Source organism: Amycolatopsis sp. NPDC049252 (assembly GCF_043197175.1).
Taxonomy (GTDB): Bacteria; Actinomycetota; Actinomycetes; order Mycobacteriales; family Pseudonocardiaceae; genus Amycolatopsis.
Genome location: NZ_JBICSQ010000124.1, coordinates 1 through 17,462, shown reverse-complemented (window position 1 = coordinate 17,462; position 17,462 = coordinate 1). Strand labels below are relative to the sequence as shown.

Annotated in this window: 15 protein-coding genes; 8 read left to right on the top strand and 7 right to left on the bottom strand. The window is 73.1% G+C overall.

The genetic code is table 11. The annotated features are described in order from the left end of the window. The coding region (locus ACGFMK_RS46225) for an MBL fold metallo-hydrolase (RefSeq protein ID WP_392777525.1) at positions 1–461 on the top strand (461 nt) is incomplete at its 5' end. 2 nt (positions 462–463) lie between these two features. After that, complete coding sequence (locus ACGFMK_RS46220; RefSeq protein WP_392777531.1) at positions 464–1,105, top strand: hypothetical protein; 642 nt, start codon at positions 464–466, stop codon at positions 1,103–1,105. Here the strand turns inward: ACGFMK_RS46220 and ACGFMK_RS46215 are convergent. The 3 genes from ACGFMK_RS46215 to ACGFMK_RS46205 all read right to left on the bottom strand — a co-directional run bounded on the left by ACGFMK_RS46215 (position 1,077) and on the right by ACGFMK_RS46205 (position 4,506). Then, a complete protein-coding gene (locus ACGFMK_RS46215; protein WP_392777523.1) occupies positions 1,077–1,322 on the bottom strand; it encodes a hypothetical protein in 246 nt (81 codons plus the stop codon). The genes ACGFMK_RS46220 and ACGFMK_RS46215 overlap by 29 nt on opposite strands. A gap of 72 nt (positions 1,323–1,394) precedes the next feature. After that, entirely contained in the window at positions 1,395–2,789 is a 1,395-nt protein-coding gene (locus ACGFMK_RS46210) for a YibE/F family protein (RefSeq protein WP_392777528.1), read from the bottom strand. 739 nt (positions 2,790–3,528) lie between these two features. Further along, a complete protein-coding gene (locus ACGFMK_RS46205; protein WP_392777520.1) occupies positions 3,529–4,506 on the bottom strand; it encodes a GlxA family transcriptional regulator in 978 nt (325 codons plus the stop codon). Positions 4,507–4,604: 98 nt separating this feature from the next. On the opposite strand from ACGFMK_RS46205, the gene ACGFMK_RS46200 reads away from it, so the two are divergent. The 5 genes from ACGFMK_RS46200 (at position 4,605) to ligD (ending at position 10,362) form a co-directional block, all read left to right on the top strand. After that, the gene (locus ACGFMK_RS46200; protein ID WP_392777517.1) at positions 4,605–5,309 is read left to right on the top strand and encodes a DJ-1/PfpI family protein; all 705 of its coding nucleotides are present in this window, start codon (positions 4,605–4,607) and stop codon (positions 5,307–5,309) included. A 104-nt stretch (positions 5,310–5,413) separates the two neighbouring features. Continuing rightward, a complete protein-coding gene (locus tag ACGFMK_RS46195) occupies positions 5,414–8,359 on the top strand; it encodes a BTAD domain-containing putative transcriptional regulator (protein ID WP_392777514.1) in 2,946 nt (981 codons plus the stop codon). 98 nt (positions 8,360–8,457) lie between these two features. Next, positions 8,458–8,964: a hypothetical protein gene (locus ACGFMK_RS46190; protein WP_392777511.1), complete on the top strand. Its 507-nt coding sequence runs from the start codon at positions 8,458–8,460 to the stop codon at positions 8,962–8,964. A gap of 105 nt (positions 8,965–9,069) precedes the next feature. Beyond that, positions 9,070–9,429, top strand: coding sequence for an SPW repeat protein (locus ACGFMK_RS46185; RefSeq protein WP_392777508.1), 360 nt, complete (start codon positions 9,070–9,072; stop codon positions 9,427–9,429). A gap of 48 nt (positions 9,430–9,477) precedes the next feature. Further along, entirely contained in the window at positions 9,478–10,362 is an 885-nt protein-coding gene (ligD, locus tag ACGFMK_RS46180) for a non-homologous end-joining DNA ligase (RefSeq protein ID WP_392777506.1), read from the top strand. A gap of 9 nt (positions 10,363–10,371) precedes the next feature. Here the strand turns inward: ligD and ACGFMK_RS46175 are convergent, their stop codons facing one another. The 4 genes from ACGFMK_RS46175 to ACGFMK_RS46160 all read right to left on the bottom strand — a co-directional run bounded on the left by ACGFMK_RS46175 (position 10,372) and on the right by ACGFMK_RS46160 (position 15,963). Next, positions 10,372–11,448, bottom strand: coding sequence for a DNA polymerase ligase N-terminal domain-containing protein (locus tag ACGFMK_RS46175; RefSeq protein ID WP_392777503.1), 1,077 nt, complete (start codon positions 11,446–11,448; stop codon positions 10,372–10,374). A gap of 116 nt (positions 11,449–11,564) precedes the next feature. Further along, positions 11,565–13,577, bottom strand: a complete 2,013-nt coding sequence (locus tag ACGFMK_RS46170) for an ABC transporter ATP-binding protein (RefSeq protein ID WP_392777500.1) — start codon at positions 13,575–13,577, stop codon at positions 11,565–11,567. Further along, on the bottom strand, positions 13,574–15,307 hold the full coding sequence (locus tag ACGFMK_RS46165) for an ABC transporter ATP-binding protein (RefSeq protein ID WP_392777497.1): 1,734 nt from the start codon (positions 15,305–15,307) through the stop codon (positions 13,574–13,576). The genes ACGFMK_RS46170 and ACGFMK_RS46165 overlap by 4 nt, the downstream gene beginning before the upstream one ends. Further along, on the bottom strand, positions 15,301–15,963 hold the full coding sequence (locus ACGFMK_RS46160; protein ID WP_392777494.1) for a TetR/AcrR family transcriptional regulator: 663 nt from the start codon (positions 15,961–15,963) through the stop codon (positions 15,301–15,303). The genes ACGFMK_RS46165 and ACGFMK_RS46160 overlap by 7 nt, the downstream gene beginning before the upstream one ends. Positions 15,964–16,309: 346 nt before the next feature. Here ACGFMK_RS46160 and ACGFMK_RS46155 point away from each other — a divergent pair. Then, positions 16,310–17,462, top strand: a 1,153-nt coding sequence (locus ACGFMK_RS46155) for a sensor histidine kinase (protein ID WP_392777491.1), incomplete at its 3' end; no start/stop codon positions are given.

Sequence of the window (17,462 nt, the reverse complement as noted above, 5' to 3'; positions counted from 1 at the left end):
TGGCCGCGCCGCTGGCCGCCGCGCTCGCCGAGCACCGGCTGGTCCCCGCGGCGCTCGTCGCCACGCACGGCCACCCCGACCACGTGGCTTCGGCCGCTTCGCTGCCGGCCGGCCCGCTGCACCTGCACCCCGCGGACGCCTCGCTGTACGACGGCGAGAGTGTGCCGCTGGAAGAGGGCACGCAGCGCTTCGCCGGCCTCGACGTCGACGTCCGGCACGCGCCGGGGCACACCCCGGGTTCGGTGGTGTTGTCGATCACGTCGGCCGAAGGCGGGCGGATCGCGCTGACCGGCGACACGCTGTTCGCGGGTTCGGTCGGCCGCGGCGACGTCACGGCGTCGCTGCGCGACCTGCTGGCGGGTTTCCCGGACGACACGGTGGTGCTGCCGGGCCACGGCCCGGCGACGACGATCGGCCGGGAACGCGCGGGCAACCCGTTCCTCGCCGGGACGGGGGCGTGAGCATGGAGCAGGAGTCGAAGGAGCGGCTGCCGCTGTTCGACGAGGACGCGCGCGGCCGCCGCCGTCGTGGCATCTCCGGGCTGATCGGCGTGCTGATCGTCGCCGCCGCGTTCGGCGGGGTCGCCGGCCTGATCGGCGGCACGGTGACCGGCCTGGTCGTCGCCGTCGTGATCGCCCTGCCGCTGGTCTACGTGATGGCGGTCAGCATCCGGCGCCGCGTCTGGCTCGAGGGCTCGACGCTGATCGTGCGCACGTGGGGGCTGCGCCACGTCGACCTCGTCACCGCGACCCGGCTGGACCTCGTGGTCGGCGACGTCCGCGGCAGCCGCACGGTGAGCCTGCTGGTCAACGCGGGCAACCGGCGGAAGGTGGCGAAGGTCGACCTCGCGGTGTTCTCCGGCACCGGCGGGCGCGAGCTGGGCATCCTGCAGCTGCGGAAGCTGGCCAACGCGCTGATGAACAACACCGAGGCGAACGGCCTGGTCTTCGGGGAGCTGCTGGTGGCGGAGCTGAAGGCGGAGGCGCGCGGCACCGGCGTCGCCGAGCGCCCGCTCTACCGGCTGGCTTCGGTGGCGCCGTCGGGCAAGTACGTGCAGCGGTTCACGATGGAGGCCGTCAGCCGGTTCGTGGCGACTCTCGACTGAGCTCCTCGTCCGGGTCGCGCAGCTGCTCGAGCTGGTAGACGAGCTCCGGGACCTCCTGCGCGACGTAGGCGGTGAGGCGCTCGACCTGGTGCAGCGTCGCCCGGACGTCGTCGAGGGCCGCGGCGATGCGCGGGAGCGACTCGACGGCCTGGACGGTGGCCGTGACCAGCCGCAGCGCGCCGCGCACGACCTGACGCGGGCCGATGAGCACGAACATGGCGCCTCCCCGGATCGGCTGCCGTCTTCCTACCGCGTGTGGCGGCGCGCGGCACGGCGGGGTTCGCCGGTGTTACGGGTGTGACGGAACGGCTTTCGTGGTGCTGCTGAGGTACCCGGCGGGCTCGCGGGAGGCGATGAGCGCGGCGAGGACCGTCGTCACCGGGACGGCCGCCACGATGCCGACGCTGCCGGCCAGCGTCCGGATGATCTCCTGGGCGATCTCCTCGCTGCCGAGCAGCGCGCCCAGCCCGACGCCGGAGATCGACGAGTAGAGCAGCACGGGCAGCGCGGCCCCGGCGTAGGCCATCACGAGCGTGTTCACCGCCGAACCGACGTGGTCGCGGCCGATCCGCAGGCCCGAGCGGTACAGCTCCCGCCAGCTCAGGTCCGGGTTGGCGCGGCGCAGCTCCCAGACGGCGCTGGTCTGGGTGACCGTGACGTCGTCGAGCACACCCAGCGCGCCGATCACGACGCCGGCGAGCAGCAGCCCGCGCGCGTCGATCCCGTGGCCGAGCGAGCCGATCAGCGTGGACGTGCTGTCGTCGAGCCCGGTCAGCGACGCGGCGGCCGAGAAGATCGCCGAGAGCACGCCGATCAACGCGAGGCTGACGAGCGTGCCGAGCACGGCGGCGGACGTTCTCGCCGTCAGCCCGTGGGTCAGGTACAACGCGATGAACATGATCGCGCCCGCCCCGGCGATCGCCACGACCAGCGGGTTTTCGCCGGCGAGGATGGCCGGCAGGATGAACAGCGCGATCACCGCGAAGGACAGGCCGAGCGCGATCAGCGCGGCGAGGCCCTGCCAGCGGCCGAGGACCAGCACGGCGACGGCGAAGAGCGCGGCCAGCACGAGCAGCGGCGTGCCGCGCTGGAAGTCGACCAGCTGGAAGCTCTGCGGGTCACCCGCGTTGCCGCCGTTGTAGGCGAGCACGACGGCGTCCCCCGCGGCGAAGCGCGGGGTGCTGGGCTCGATCGGCACGGTGAGGCGGAGCGGCTTTCCGGTGGCCGGGCCGTCGGTCATCGACAGGTCGACGGTCAGGCACGGCTTGGCGTTCGGGTCGGTCTGGTCGCCGACCTGGACCTGCCCCTGCGCGAGGCACGGCCCGGTGGCGGTGGCGGAGATCGACGCGTGCACGGGGGTGCCCTGCGGCACGACGCTCGTCGGCGACGCCTTGCCCCACGGGTACAGCACGACCATCGCGACCACGGTGGCCAGCGCCAGCGGTGCCAGCATCCAGATGAGCAGCAGCCGGACGCGGCGGGAGGCCGGGGCGGCCGGGCCGTGCCCGTGCCCGTGACCATGGCCGGTTTCGGGGGCTGGGGCGGGTTCCTGGGGTTTCGCGGCCGCCTTCGCGCGGCCGTCGGCGGCTCGCTGGGGTCCGGTGTCGCCGCGCCGGGCGGCCCGTTGCGGCCCGGTGTCACCCGGCTTCCCGGCGGCGCGCTGCGGTCCGGTGTCGCCCGGAATCCGCTGGGCGCCGGTGTCGGTCGGTTTGCCGGTTGCGCGTTGGGGTCCGGTGTCGCCGCGTTTGCCGGGGACGCGCTGGGTCGCGGTGTCGGCGGGGACACGCTGGGCGCCGGTGTCGGTCGGTTTGCCGGCCGCGCGCTGCGGTCCGGTGTCGCCGCGTTTGCCGGGAATCCGCCGCGCGCCGGTGTCGCCGGCTTTGCCCGGAATCCGTTGCGCCCCGGTGGTGCTGGGCGTTCCCGGCACCTGTTGCGATCCCGTGTCGGTCAGCTTTCCGGTGGTGCGCTGCGGTCCCGTGTCGCCGCGTTTGCGGGGGACCCGCTGGGCGCCGGTGTCACCCGGAATCCGTTGTGCGCCGGTGTCACCCGGGTTCCCGGGGACTCGCTGTGGTCCGGTGTCCGCGCGGCGCCGGGTTCCCGCGGGAGTGCCTTCCGGCGGTGTCCGGCGGGCCGGTTTCCGGGGCGTACCCGGCGTTCCGCGGGTGGGCGAAGCCTCGTCGGTGACCCGGCGGATCGGGCCGGTTTCGTCGTCGAGGTCGGGGCGGTCCACCCGCACATCCTGACAGCGCGATCCCTCGCCCCGCGCAACGGGCCGCGGTGCCGCCCGGTTCCTCCCGTGTCGTCCGTCCACGTACGCGTGTCGTCCATCCGGGTGCGCGAGTTCGCCGGTCCGGTACCGGATGCGGATGGACGACACGCGTACTCAGGCGGACGACACGCGTACCTGGATGGACGACACGGTGTCAGCCGTGGGTGTGGCGGACGTGGACCCGGCGGTAGGCCGACGGCGGGGTGTCGAAGTGGTCGAGGAAGGCCTGGCGGAGCGTTTCGGTGGAGCCGAAGCCGCAGCGGCGGGCGATCGTGGCCAGCGGGAGGTCGGTGCCGGACAGCAGGCGGGCCGCCTGCTCGGTGCGGATCGTGCGGACGTAGCGGCCGGGTGTCGTGCCGAGGTGGGCGTCGAACAGGCGGGTCAGCTGGCGGGTGCTGATCCCGGCGCGGGTGGCCAGGGCCGGGGTGCCGAGGTCCTCGTCGAGGTGCTCGGCGATGTACGCCGTGAGGTCGCGGACCTCGCGGTGCTCCGGCGGCGGGCCGGACAGGAACAGGCTGACCTGCGCCTGGTTGCCCGGCCGCTGCAGGTAGGTGACCAGCGAACGGGCGGCTTCGCGGGCCAGCGACGGGCCGTGGTCGGCCTCGACCAGCGACAGCGTCAGGTCGAGCCCGCTGGTGACGCCGGCCGCGGTGTAGACGTTGCCGTGGCGGATGTAGAGCGGCACCGGGTCGACCGTCACCGAGGGGTAGTCCGCGGCGAGTTTCGCGGCGTAACGCCAGTGCGTGGTCGCGCGGCGGCCGTTGAGCAGCCCGGCCGCGGCGAGCACCTCGGCGCCGGTGCACACCGACGCGACGCGCCGGCTCGTCCGGGCCAGGCGCCGGACCTGGGCGAGCACGCGCTCGTCGCCCGCGGCGGTCGTGCTGCCCCAGCCGCCGGCGACGACCAGGGTGTCCAGGTCCGCGGGGACCTGGTCGAGCCGCAGGTGCGGCTGCAGGATCAGGCCGGAGGCGGTGTGGATCGGCCGGCCGTCGAGGTTGGCGAGGCGGATCTCGTACGGCGGCCGCGCGCCGTGCCGGTTCGCGGCGTCGAACACGTCGGCGGGACAGGCGATGTCCAGCAGCTCGGCGTCGGGGAATCCGACGATCACGACCCGTCTGGGTGAGCCTGGCATGAGCGGACGCTAGCAGCCCGACCGGCGCTCGGACGCGGTTCGCAGGATTACGGACATCACGGCTTCGGCACCACGGCGTCCCCGCCAGGGTGGGGACCATGACCGATGAGCAGAAGACCATCGCCTTCGTCCTGTACCCGGGCCTCACACCGCTCGACCTGGTGGGCCCGCTGCAGGTGCTGAGCGCGCTGGCCCAGATCGATCCCGGGTACCGGACCGTCGTGGTCGGCGCGACGAAGGACGAGCTCGCCACGGACACCCCGCTGCGGCTCGCGCCGAGCCACACGTTCGACGAGGTGCCCTCGCCGTTCGCGGTGCTGGTGCCCGGCGGCACCGTGCCGACGCTGCGCGCGATGGCCGACGAAACCCTGCTCGCCTGGCTGCGGTCCGCGTCCGCCACCGCGGAGCTGGTGACGTCGGTCTGCACCGGCTCGCTCGTCCTCGGCGCGGCCGGGCTCCTGGAGGGGAAGCAGGCGACCACCCACTGGATGTTCCGGGACGTCCTCACCGGCCTGGGCGCGACGCCGGTCGCGAAGCGCTGGGTGGAGGACGGCAAGGTGATCACCGCGGCGGGCGTGTCGGCCGGCATCGACCTGGCCCTGCACCTGGTCGAACGGCTGGCCGGGCGCGAGGTCGCGACGACCGTCCAGTTCGGCATCGAATACGACCCGGAGCCGCCGCAGGGCGCGCTCGACTGGGACAACCCGCCCTACGGCGACCTGAAGCCGCTTCGCGAGTACACGCTGCGGGAAGGACTCGCCGACCATCCGGAGCTGCTGGAGAAGCTGCTCGCGCACGCCTGAGGCGAACGGCGTCGGCCATCCGGGTGAGTGGCCTTCCCGGACGGCCCCGGACGGCTAGGGTCAGCTCGCTCGATCAGGTGATCTCGCGGGTGGGGTGTTAAGCCGTGCGGTTCCAGGTCCTCGGCCCTCTGACGGCCACCGTCCCGCTGCCCTCGGCGGCTCAGCCCCGGCGGCTGCTCGCCGTGCTGCTCGCGCGGGCCGGTCAGTACGTCGGGCGCGACACGCTGGTCGACGAGCTGTGGCCGGACGGCGCGCCGTCGAGCGCCGCGGCGATCGTCCAGGTTACCGTCTCGAAGCTGCGCAAGACGCTCTCGCCCGGTCTCGGCGCCGCCGCGGCCGGGCAGCGCCTGCGGTCGGGCCCGCGGGGGTACGCGCTGGTCGTCGAGCCCGGTGAGCTGGACGCCGACGACTTCCTGACGCTGCTGTCCGCCGGGGCCGACGACCGCGCCCAGCGCCGGCGCGCCCTCGAACGGGCCCTCGCGTGCTGGCGGGGTGACGCCTTCGCCGACGTCGCCGGCGGGCCGCTGCTGGAGGCGCACAAGCTGTGGCTGGAGGACCGGCGCTCGGCGGCGCTGCTGCAGCTGGTCGAGCTGGAGCTCGCCGACGGCGACGGCGGGTCCGTCGTCGAACGGCTGGACCCGGTGGTCGCGGCCCGGCCCGCCGACGAACGCTTCGCCGGGCGCCTCGCGGCCGCGCTCGGCGCCGTCGGCCGCCGCGAGTCGGCCCTCGAGGTGCTCCGGCGGACGCGGCGCGCGCTCTGGGAAGAGGCCGGCGTCTGGCCGAGCGCGGACCTGGTCGACGTCTACCGCCGGATCGCCGGCACCGACTGGACGACCCCGGGGCCGCCGGCACAGCTGCCGCCCGCCGTGCCCGACTTCACCGGGCGGACGGCCGAGCTGGCCGACGTCACCCGGGCCCTGCGCGGCCCGGCCCCGGTGGTGCTGCACGGCGCGGCCGGCGCCGGGAAGTCCGCGCTGGCGGTGCAGGCCGCCTGGCGGGCCCGCCGCCGGTTCCCGGACGGCCAGCTGGTCGCGACGCTGTCCGGCCCGGCCGACCCAGCGGCCGTGCTGACCGGGTTCCTGCGGGTGCTCGGTGCGACCCCGGCGGAGCTGGCCGACCGGGCCGGCCTGCCCGGGCTCTGGCGGTGCTACACCGCCGAGCGGCGGCTCCTGGTGGTACTCGAGGACGCCGCGTCCGAGGCACAGGTCCGCGCCCTGCTGCCGAGCGGGCCCGGCTGCGCCACCCTCGTGACGTCCCGCCGGGCGCTGCCCGGGCTGTGCGGGGCGCACCCGGTCCCGGTCGCCGGACTGTCCACAGCGGACGCATATGCCTTGCTCGCGGCGATCGTGGGGGAGGCCCGGCTGCGTGCGGAACCCGAAGCCGCGAAACGGCTTCTCGGCCACTGCGCGGGCTTGGCGCTCGCCGTCCGGATCGCCGGGGCCAAGCTCGCCGGGCGGCCGCGGCAGCGCGTCGCGGAGCTGGCCGTGCGGCTGGCCGACGAGCGCCGCCGGCTCGACGAGCTGACCGCGGGCGACCTGAGCGTCCGGGCGGCCGTCACGGCGGCCCTGCGCGAACGCCCCGCGGCCGACCGGTACCTGCTGCGGCTGCTCACCGCGTTCGACGCACCCGTGCCCGACTGGTGTGCCGCCGCCCTGCTCGGCAAGCCGCTCGACGAGGCCCGCGACCGGCTCGACGCCGTGGCCTCCGGACACGTGCTGGTCCCGGACGGCGCCCGCTGGGCGGTGGCGCCGTTCGTCCGCCTCGTGCTGGCCGAGGGCACGGCCCCGGCGACCGACGGGGTCGCGCTGCGCCGCGCGTGCGAGGTGACGCTGGCGCTCGCCGAGCAGGCCCGGGGCCGCCCGTCGCCCGGCGGCCCGAAGCCGGACCCGGCGACGCTGCGCCGGGTCGCGGCCGACCCGGCGGGCTGGGCGGCGGGGGAGACCGCGCACCTCGCCGCCGCCGTCCGGCTGGCCGGCGCGCGCGGCTGGCACGAGCTCACCGGACGCCTCGCCGACGCCTGCACCGAGCTGGCCGGCACGCCGTGGCTGGACCACTCCGCCCGCGCCGTGTCGGTGCTCGGGCTGGCCGCGGCGCGGCGCCGCAACGACCCGCACGCCGAGGCCGAGAAGCTCTTCACCCTGGGTTCCGTGCACTGGCAGCAGGGCCGGTGGCGGCAGGCGCGCCGGTACTTCGTCATGGCCGAGAACCGGTTCCGGGTGCTCGACGACCCGAACGGCACGGCCGCGGTGCTGGCCGCGCTCGCCGACATCCACCTCGACAGCGGCGAGGCGCGGGCCGCGGAGACGGAGCTGCGGGAGGCACTCGACCTGCTGCGCGACTGCGGTGACCGGCGCGGCCAGGCGGCCGCGGCGGCGCAGCTGGGCTCGCTGGCCGAGGACGTCGGCGACGTCCGGGGCGCGGTCGAGAGCTTCGAGGTGAGCATGCTGCTGGCCCGCGAATGCGAGGACGGGCGCTGGCACGACCAGGCCGCCAAGCGCTACGCCGACGTCCTGCGCCGCCACGGCGGCTGCGACCAGGCGGCCGACCTGCTCACCGGCGCTCTCGGCGGCGCCGTCCGCACCCGGGAGCGGCACTGGGAGGCGCACGTCCTGCGCAGCCTGGGCGACCTGCACGCCGAGGCGGGGGAGCTGGCCGACGGCGAACGCTGCCTGACCCGCTCCCTGGACCTGTTCGAGCAGATCGGGCACCGGCACGCCGCCGCCTACACCCACCGCAGCCTGGCCGAGGCGCGCCGCCGGGCCGGCGACCCCGCGGGAGCGCGACAGCACCTGCGGCTGGCGATGGGCGTGTTCCGCGAACTGCGCGACCGCCGCGGGGCCGGGTACGCCCTGCTCAGCCTCGGCCGGACCCAGGCGGGTGACGCCGCGGAACGGCAGGCGGTGCAGGTGCTGCGGATGTCGGCCGACCTGTTCCGCGACCTCGGTTTCCCGCTGTGGGAGCTGCGGGCGCTGCACGAGCTCAACGCCGTGACCAGTGCCTCCCCGGAGCGGGAGCGGACTCGTGAAGTCTTGACGAAGATCAGGACCTGACCCCACCACGCCCGCCGCGCGACCGGTCGTGTTTGGCGAAGTTATGGTCGGGCCCTTTTGGCTGCCGCCATCGGATCAAGGCACCGAGGAGGCAAGTCATGTCGGGACAACGGATGCTCGTGCGGGCGGCGGTGGGGCTGACCGCTTCGGCCGCGGTGGTGTTCGCCACCATCGGAACCGCTTCGGCGGAGGTCGAGGTCACCAAGCTCAGCCAGTCGGCGGCCGCGTCCCAGCTGTCCGCGGCCGGGGTGACCCACTCGTCCAGCGGCGGCTGCACCACCAGGTCGAACTCGACCTGCACGTCCTACGAGCAGATCAACCAGACCACGGTCACCGGCGTGATCACGCTGAAGCGGGCGAGCGGCTGCGCGATCAACATCACCGGCGGCACCGAGGTCGGGCACGCGTCGGGCACCTACAGCCACTACAACGGCTACAAGGTGGACATCGCGCACAACAGCTGCATCGACAGCTACATCAAGAACAGCTTCAGCTACATCGGGCTGCGTGGCGACGGCTACCCGCAGTGGAAAGCCGGCTCCGGCAACCTCTACTGCGACGAGGGCAACCACTGGGACATCACGTACTACACCTGCGGCTGCTGAGCCGTCCGGCCGGAGCCTGCCCGCCATGAGGGCTGCGGGCAGGTCCCGGCCGGTCACGATTACCGCCCGCGACCGCCGGGTACCTCTCCGGAGGGAGGTGCCGTGATGACTTCACCGCGCATCGCCGCCCCGGTAGCGGGGGCGGCCACCGGAGCCGTGCTGCTGGCCGGGGTGTACCTGGTCCTGGCGCCGTGGCTCACCCACTTCGGCGGAGCGGGGATCCTGGCGCTCAGCAACACCGTCACCGGCCTGGTCCTGGTGGCCCTGGCGATCGCCCGGACGGCGACGCCGCGGGCGCGCCCGCTGACCTGGGTCGTCGCTGTGCTCGGCGCATGGGCCGGGCTGTCGCTGGTGGTGCTGCGCCCGACGTGGGTGACCTGGCCCTCGGCCGGGGCGCTGGTGGGCAACGTGGTCGCCGCGGCCGTCGTCGTGCTGGGCGGAGCGGTCCTGCTGACGCGGGCCTGAGCAAGCTCCGAGTGGACGCGCCCGGCCGCGGCGGGCAGGCTCGGCCGGGTGGACCCCGACGAGATCACCACGTCGAACCCGGGCAAGATCTACTACCCCGACGCCGGCCTGACCAAGGGCGACGTCGTCGGGCACTACCGGAGGGTCGCCGAGGTGATGGTGCCGCACCTGCGCGGGCGGCCGCTCACCCTGCGCCGCTACCCGAACGGCATCGCCGGCCAGACCTGGTACCAGAAGGAAGCGAGCCCGAAGCTGCCGTCGTGGATCCGCGTCGAGACGATCCCGCAGCGGACGACCAGCGACGTGCGGCACGTGATCTGCGACGACCCCGCGACGCTGGTGTACCTGGCCAACCAGGCCGCGATCGAGTTCCACATCTGGTCGTCCACTGTGGACGATCTGGAGCACCCGGACCTGGTGCTGATCGACATCGACCCGCCGGATCACGTCACCGTCGCCGACCTGCGCGACATCGCGCGGCTGGTGAAGAAGGTCTACGAAGCCGCCGGGCTCACCGCGTACCTGCAGGCCACCGGCGGGCGCGGGTTCCACGTCGTCGCGCCGATCGAACCCAGCCGGACCTACGACGAGGTGCGTGACCTCGCGAAAGCCGCGGCGGAGGTGCTGGCGAGGCTCGACCCCGACCGCCTCACCACGGCGGTGCGGAAGGCCCAGCGCGGCGACCGCGTGTACCTCGACGTCCTGCGCAACGGCTACACGTCGACGTTCGTGGCGCCGTACTCCTTGCGAGCCCGCCCCTCGGCCGGGGTCGCCACGCCGATCGGCTGGCCCGAGCTGGGCCAGGCGGAGCCGGACGGCTGGACGCCCAAGCGCGTCAAGGAACGCCTGGCGCGCAAGGAAGACCCGTGGGCCGGGATGGCCGAGCACGCGGCGTCCCCGACAAAGGCGTTGGAGCTGCTGAAGAAGCTTTGACGCCCGGGGTCACGTCTCGACGTGCAGCCAGGTCCCGTCCGCCTCGCCCGGGGTGTAGCCGCTGTCGGCGCGCTTGGCGTAGATGCCGCCGAGCCCGTGCTGGCGGGCCGCGCCCAGGACGGCCTCGCCGTTGCCCTCGAAGAACTGGGGCACCTGCCAGGTCCCGCCGGTCAGGTCGAGGTCCGCCAGCAGCGACCGCCGCTCGAGGTAGGGCAGCTCCAGCGTCGGACGGCCTTCGTGGTGCAGCAGGTCGTAGGCGAAGAAGAAAGCCGGCTTGTGCTTCATGATCCGCTTCGCGTCGTAACCCTCGAACCGGCTGCGCTCCTGGAGTCCTTCGGGATCCGGGCGGCCGTCACGGATCACGACGATCTCGCCGTCCAGCAGCACTTCCGTCGAGCCGAGGCTCTCGCCGAGCTTGTGCAGCTCCGGGTACCGGCCGGTGACGTCGGCGCCGGAGCCGTCGTGCGCGGTGAGCCGGCCGCCGGCCACGCAGAGCATGGTCCGCGCCCCGCCCCAGGCGAATTCGTAGGCCCAGCCGGCGTCTTCGGCCGCCGGAGGCAGCTCGCCGGGCACCGCGGTCATCGGCTCCAGGAACTCGGGGGCGTCCTCGTGGCCGGCCTCGGCCGGGTCGAGACGGCGCAGGGTCCAGTCGCCCTCGTCCTCCGGGTTGTGCCGGTTCTGGAACAGGTACTTGCCGCTGGCCTTGGTGCCGTGGAAGACGACTTCGACCTTGTGGTCGTTCCAGTGCAGCGTTTCGTAGCGGCCGGTGTCCCAGATCGCCATCCAGCCGCCGCCGTACTCACCCGCCGGGATCTCGCCTTCGAACGCGAGGTACTCCATGGGGTGGTCCTCGGTGTGCACCGCGAGCCGGTTGACACCGGGGGAGCGGGGCAGGCCCTTCGGCACCGCCCACGAGACGAGCACGCCGTCGCGTTCGAGGCGGAAGTCCCAGTGCAGGCGGGAGGCGTGGTGCTCCTGGATGACGAACAGGTCGTCCTGGCCCGGTTCCGGCGCGCCGTCCGGCCACGGCTCGGGTGTCTTGGCACGGTCGCGCTTGCGCCGGTACTCGTCGAGTCGGTCGGCCATCGCGGGACCGGCACCCCCACTTCGCTCGGAGGGCACCAGATTACCGCTCGCCGCACCGGGTCCCGCCTCCGGCCGTGCCCTCCCGGAGCGGGTGGCTCCGGGAGGGCACGCACGCCTCAGTCCGTCTCGGCCATGGCCTCGGCGAACTGCGCCGCGTACAGCCGCGCGTACGCGCCGTCGCTGTGCAGGAGCGTCTCGTGGTTGCCGTGCTCGACGATCTGCCCGTGCTCCATCACCAGGATCACGTCGGCGTCCCGGATCGTGGAGAGCCGGTGCGCGATGACGAAGCTGGTGCGGCCCGAGCGCAGCTCGTTCATCGCCCGCTGGATGAGCACCTCGGTGCGGGTGTCGACCGAGCTGGTCGCCTCGTCGAGGATGAGGATGACCGGCCGGGCCAGGAACGCCCGCGCCACCGTGATCAGCTGCTTCTCACCCGCGCTGACCGTGCCGCCCTCGTCGTCGAGGACGGTCTCGTAGCCGTCCGGCAGGGTCCGCACGAACCGGTCGACGTACGTCGCCTTCGCCGCTTCGATGATCTCGTCGCGGGTCGGGTCGTCGGCGCCGTAGGCGATGTTCTCCGCGATCGTGCCGCCGAAGAGCCACGCGTCCTGCAGCACCATGCCGGTCTGGTCGCGCAGCTCCTCGCGGTTCATCTTCGCGATGTCGACGCCGTCGAGCGTGATCCGCCCGCCGTCGAGCTCGTAGAACCGCATGAGCAGGTTGACCAGCGTCGTCTTGCCGGCACCGGTCGGGCCGACGATCGCCACCGTCTGGCCGGGCTCGACCGTCAGCGACAGGTCGTCGATGAGCGGCTTCTCCGGCAGGTAGCGGAACGAGACGTCCTGGAACTCGACGCGCCCGCGCACGACGGCCGGGCGCTCCGGGTCGGCGGGCTCCGGTCCCTGCTCCTCGGCGTCGAGCAGCGCGAACACCCGCTCGGCCGAGGCGACCCCGGACTGCAGCAGGTTCGCCATGCTGGCGATCTGCGTCACCGGCTGGCTGAACTGGCGCGAGTACTGGATGAACGCCTGCACCTCGCCGAGGGTGAGGCTGCCCGACGCGACGCGCAGGGCGCCGATCACGGCCACCAGGACGTAGCTCAGGTTGCCGATGAACATCATCGCCGGCTGGATCATCCCGGAGATGAACTGCGCCCGGAAGCTCGCCTCGTACAGCGTCTCGTTCTGCTGGTCGAAGATCGCCGCGGACTCGCCGCGGCGGCCGAACACCTTGACCAGCGAGTGGCCGGTGTACATCTCCTCGACGTGCGCGTTGAGCTTGCCGGTCGTGGCCCACTGCTTGATGAAGTTCGGCTGGGCCCGCTTCCCGACCTTCCCCGCCACCACCGCCGAGAGCGGCACCGTGATCAGCGCGATGAGCGCCAGCAGCGGCGAGATCAGGAACATCATGATCAGCACGCCGATCACGGTCAGCAGCGACGCGACGATCTGCGACAGCGTCTGCTGCAGCGACTGCGCCAGGTTGTCGATGTCGTTGGTGACGCGGGACAGGACCTCGCCGCGCGGCTGGCGGTCGAAGTACTTCAGCGGCAGCCGGGCGAACTTCTCCTCGACCTGCTGGCGCAGGCGGTAGACCGCCTGCTGCACCAGCGTCGTGGTCAGCCGGGCCTGGATCAGCCCGAAGAACGACGCGATGACGAACAGCGCCAGCACGGTCAGCAGGATCTGGCCGACCTTGTCGAAGTCGATGCCGACGCCGGGCACGAGGTCGACCCGGCCGTAGATGTCGGCGAGCGTGCCGTTGCCCTGGGCACGCAGCCCGGCGACGACCTGTTCCTTGGTGACGCCCGGGGGCACCGCCTTGCCGAGCACGCCGGCCAGGATCGCGTCGGTGGCCTGGCCGAGGATCTTCGGCCCGATCACGGTGAGCGTGACGCTCGCCGCGCCGAGGACGAGCACGCCGATCAGGGCGGCCCGCTGCGGCGCCAGCAGGCGCAGCAGCCGCTTGAGGGAGCCCTTGAAGTCGAGGGCCTTCTCCGGCGGCGCGCCGCCGGCCATGAAGCGCCCCGGCCCCACGGTCGCCGCGCCGGTGTTCTTGTGCCGCTCGGCGGTGCGCCGTTCCCCGGCCTCGGTGACATCGGGTTTGGCGGACTCTTCCGTGGTACTCATGCCGCTTCCTGTTCGGTCAGCTGGGACAGCACGATCTCCCGGTAGGTTTCGTTGCCGTCCATGAGTTCGTGGTGGGTTCCGGTGCCGACGACGCGGCCCTCGTCGAGGACGATGATCCGGTCGGCGCCGCGGATCGTGCTGACCCGCTGGGCGACGATGACCACCGTGGCGTCGGCGGTCTCCGGCACGAGCGCGCGGCGCAAGGCCGCGTCGGTCGCGTAGTCGAGCGCGGAGAACGAGTCGTCGAACAGGTAGATCTCCGGCTTGTGCACCAGCATCCGGGCGATCGCGAGCCGCTGCCGCTGCCCACCCGAGACGTTCGTGCCGCCCTGGGCGATCGGCGCGTCGAGACCTTCGGCCATCGCCTCGACGAAGTCCTTGCCCTGCGCCACTTCCAGCGCGTGCCACAGCTCTTCGTCGGTGGCGTCCGGGTTGCCGTACCGGAGGTTGGTCGCGATGGTGCCGGCGAACAGGTACGGCTTCTGCGGCACCAGCCCGACCGCGCGGGCGAGCACCGCCGGGTCCAGGTCGCGGACGTCGACGCCGTCGACCTTCACCGTGCCCTGGGTGGCGTCCATCAGCCGGGGGATCAGGTTGAGCAGCGTGGTCTTGCCGGTACCGGTCGAGCCGATCACCGCCGTCGTCTCACCCGGGCGCCCGATCAGCGAGATGTCGCACAGCACCGGCTCCTCCGCGCCGGGGTAGCGGAACTCGACCCCGGACAGCTCGAGGTGCCCGTGGACCTTGCCGGGCCGGATCGGCGTCACCGGCGGGCGGACGCTGGACTCGGTGTCGAGCACCTCGCTGATCCGCTCGGCGCTGACCTCCGCGCGCGGCACCATCATGAACATGAAGGTGGCCATCATGACCGCCATCAGGATCTGCAGCAGGTAGGACAGGAACGCCGTCATGGCGCCGATCTGCATGCTGCCGGAGTCGATGCGCTGCCCGCCGAACCACAGCACCGCGACGCTCGAAGCGTTCATCACCAGCATGACGATCGGGAACATCAGCGCCATCAGGCGCCCGACCCGCAGCGACACGGTGAGCAGCTCGTCGTTGGCGACGTCGAACCGCGCGCGCTCGTGCTTGTCGCGGACGAACGCGCGGATGACGCGGATGCCCATGATCTGCTCGCGCAGCACCTGGTTGATCCGGTCGAGGCGCACCTGCATCAGCCGGAACGCCGGGCGCATCCGGGCGATGATGATCCCGACGGCCAGCGCCAGCACGGGCACGATCACCAGCAGCAGCGAGGAGAGCGGCACGTCGAGGTTCAGCGCCAGGACGATGCCGCCGACGCACATGATCGGCGCCGACACCATCAGCGTCAGCGTCATCAGCACCAGCATCTGGACCTGCTGGACGTCGTTGGTGGTGCGGGTGATCAGCGACGGCGTGCCGAACTGGCCGACCTCGCGGGCCGAGAAGTCCTGCACCTGGTGGAAGATCCCGGCGCGGATGTCGCGGCCGACCGCCATCGCGGTGCGGGCGCCGAAGTAGACCGCGCCGATCGAGCCGGCGATCTGGGCCAGCGTCACGGCGAGCATCACCCCGCCGATGCGGATGATGTAGCCCATGTCGCCCTTGATCAGCCCGTTGTCGACGATGTCGGCGTTGAGCGTGGGCAGGTAGAGCATCGCGATCGTCTGCACCAGCTGCAGCACGACGATCACCCACAGCGTGGTTTTGTACGGGCGCAGGTGGCTGCGCAGGAGCTTGACTAGCACAACGGTTCCCCCAGTGTGGTGGTGTCCGGTTCGGTTTTCGGTGTGGTGCCGCCGGTCAGGGTCGGCATGCCGGTGGCCAGCTCGTCCAGCAGCCGTTCCAGGGTCGGCAGGAACGGTTCGCCCTCGCTCATGAACCAGTTGACGAAGGCGACCCGGACCGCGCTTTCCACCGACGAGGCCATCAGGCGGCACAGCAGGTGGTCCGCCCCGCCCGCCCGCTTGGCGATCGTTTCGGCGAGGACCCGCTCGACCGCCGCGTGGGCGTTGAGGAACTCCCCGCGCAGCATCAGCTGCCCCATCAGCTCCCGCAGACGCGCAACATACGCGCGATCCGGTTCGCCTTCACGTGAATATTGCTCGATCACGGCCTGCTTGACGGACTCCCACAACGGCTCGCCCTCGGGCCGGGCGAGCAGCGCCTCGCGCATCCCCTCGTGGCGGTCGACGACCATCGAGCAGACCGCTTGCTCCTTGCTCGAGAAGTAGTTGTTGAACGTCCGCGGGGAGACCCCGACCTCGGTCGCGATGTCCTCCACCCGGACGTTCTCCAGCCCGCGGTCGAGCGCGAGCCGCAGGGCGGCCTGCGCCAGCGCCCGGCGGGCTTCGCGCTTCTTGCGCTCCCGCAGGCTCAGGTTCGGTGGGTCGAGCGACGTCATGGGCGGAGTGTAGCGAAAAACTTGCGTGCCACGCAAAAAAGTGCGGGCCACGCAAGATTGGGACGAACCGGACACGGTCCGGATCCCGTGGCGAGAGCCTTCCGGGTCTGCGGTATCGGCGGCCGTGTGCGCTCTGTTGCGTGACGCAACTTGCAAAATAGAGCCGAATGGCCCAACCGGCTGCTCTCACCAGGAATGACGCGGCGGATCCGTGGTCACCGGGCGCGTACGCGCGGGAACGGGTTGTGGACACATAACAATGCGGTCTGCTTGCATGTCCGTCGTCGCCGCCGGGGGTCGGCACGCCGGCATCACAGAACTGAGCAAGGAAGAGTTGGGACCACACATGGCGAGCCGCGCCCGGGAACTCCTGGATCGATCACGCGTGCTGCTGGACCGCTCGCGGGTCGCCGCCGCGCAGTACCTCACGGCGCCGCCGAAGCACCCGCAGCACGGCGCGCCCGGGTACGCGCCCGCCGAGTACGTCCCCGCCGCCGGCCCGGCGATCGCGGAGCTCTCGCGCCCCGGGGCGTCGCCGACGGCCGGGGAGCCGGTATTGGCCGAGATCTGCGCCAGCGTCGCGCTGCGCGACCTCAACCTGCTCGACCAGCTGCTCGCCCGCCTGGAGGAGCTGGAGGCGGGGGAGGAGGACCACCACCGCCTCGCCGAGCTCTACCAGCTGGACCACCTCGCCACCCGGCTGCGCCGCAACGCCGAGAACCTGCGCGTGCTGTCCGGGCAGGAGTCCGCCGACGACGCCGCGCGCGCCACTTCGCTGCTCGACCTCATGCGCGAGGCGATGTCCTCGATCGACCACTACGCCCGGATCACCATCGGCCGGGTCGTCAACCTCGGTGTCGTCGGCTTCGCCGCCGAGGACCTCGGCCGGGTGCTGGCGGAGCTGTTCGACAACGCCGCCAACCAGTCGTCCCCGAGCTCGCCGGTGCACGTCAGCGCCCACCTCACCGAGCAGGGCAGCGTGCTCGTCCGGGTCGAGGACGAAGGCATCGGCATCCCCGCCGAGCGCATCTCCGGGCTCAACACGCGCCTGGCCGCGGGCGGCGAGCTCGACCACGGCGCCGCGCGGCACATGGGCCTCGCCGTGGTCGCCCGGCTCGCGGCCCGCCACGACGTCACCGTCCGGCTCGACCGGCGCAGCCCGCACGGCACGGTCGCGACCGTGCTGCTGCCGACCGGCATCGTCACCGAGCCGGCCGAGCGCGCCTGGTCGGGCACCCGCACCGTGACCGCCGAACCGGCGGCGGCCGCCGAGACCAACGGCGAACCCGTGACCGCGGGCGGGCTGCCGCGCCGCCGTCCGGGCGCCTTCCCGCGGGAAGAGCCCGCCGCGCCGGCGGCGCGCACGCCCGCGCCCCGGCCCCGGCCGGTCGAGCAGCCGTCCGGCGGCACCACGGCGAACGGCCTGCCGCGCCGCGTGCCCGGCAGCATCCGCGGCGCCGCCCCGGAACCGCCGCCGCCCCCGCCGGCGACGGGCGCGG

Bases quoted from the DNA above. Each gene is read 5' to 3' on its own strand.
- ACGFMK_RS46220 (WP_392777531.1), top strand. From the start codon at position 464: ATGGAGCAGGAGTCGAAGGAGCGGCTGCCGCTGTTCGACGAGGACGCG.
- ACGFMK_RS46215 (WP_392777523.1), bottom strand. From the start codon at position 1,322: ATGTTCGTGCTCATCGGCCCGCGTCAGGTCGTGCGCGGCGCGCTGCGG.
- ACGFMK_RS46205 (WP_392777520.1), bottom strand. From the start codon at position 4,506: ATGCCAGGCTCACCCAGACGGGTCGTGATCGTCGGATTCCCCGACGCC.
- ACGFMK_RS46200 (WP_392777517.1), top strand. From the start codon at position 4,605: ATGACCGATGAGCAGAAGACCATCGCCTTCGTCCTGTACCCGGGCCTC.
- ACGFMK_RS46190 (WP_392777511.1), top strand. From the start codon at position 8,458: ATGTCGGGACAACGGATGCTCGTGCGGGCGGCGGTGGGGCTGACCGCT.
- ACGFMK_RS46185 (WP_392777508.1), top strand. From the start codon at position 9,070: ATGACTTCACCGCGCATCGCCGCCCCGGTAGCGGGGGCGGCCACCGGA.
- ACGFMK_RS46175 (WP_392777503.1), bottom strand. From the start codon at position 11,448: ATGGCCGACCGACTCGACGAGTACCGGCGCAAGCGCGACCGTGCCAAG.
- ACGFMK_RS46170 (WP_392777500.1), bottom strand. From the start codon at position 13,577: ATGAGTACCACGGAAGAGTCCGCCAAACCCGATGTCACCGAGGCCGGG.
- ACGFMK_RS46160 (WP_392777494.1), bottom strand. From the start codon at position 15,963: ATGACGTCGCTCGACCCACCGAACCTGAGCCTGCGGGAGCGCAAGAAG.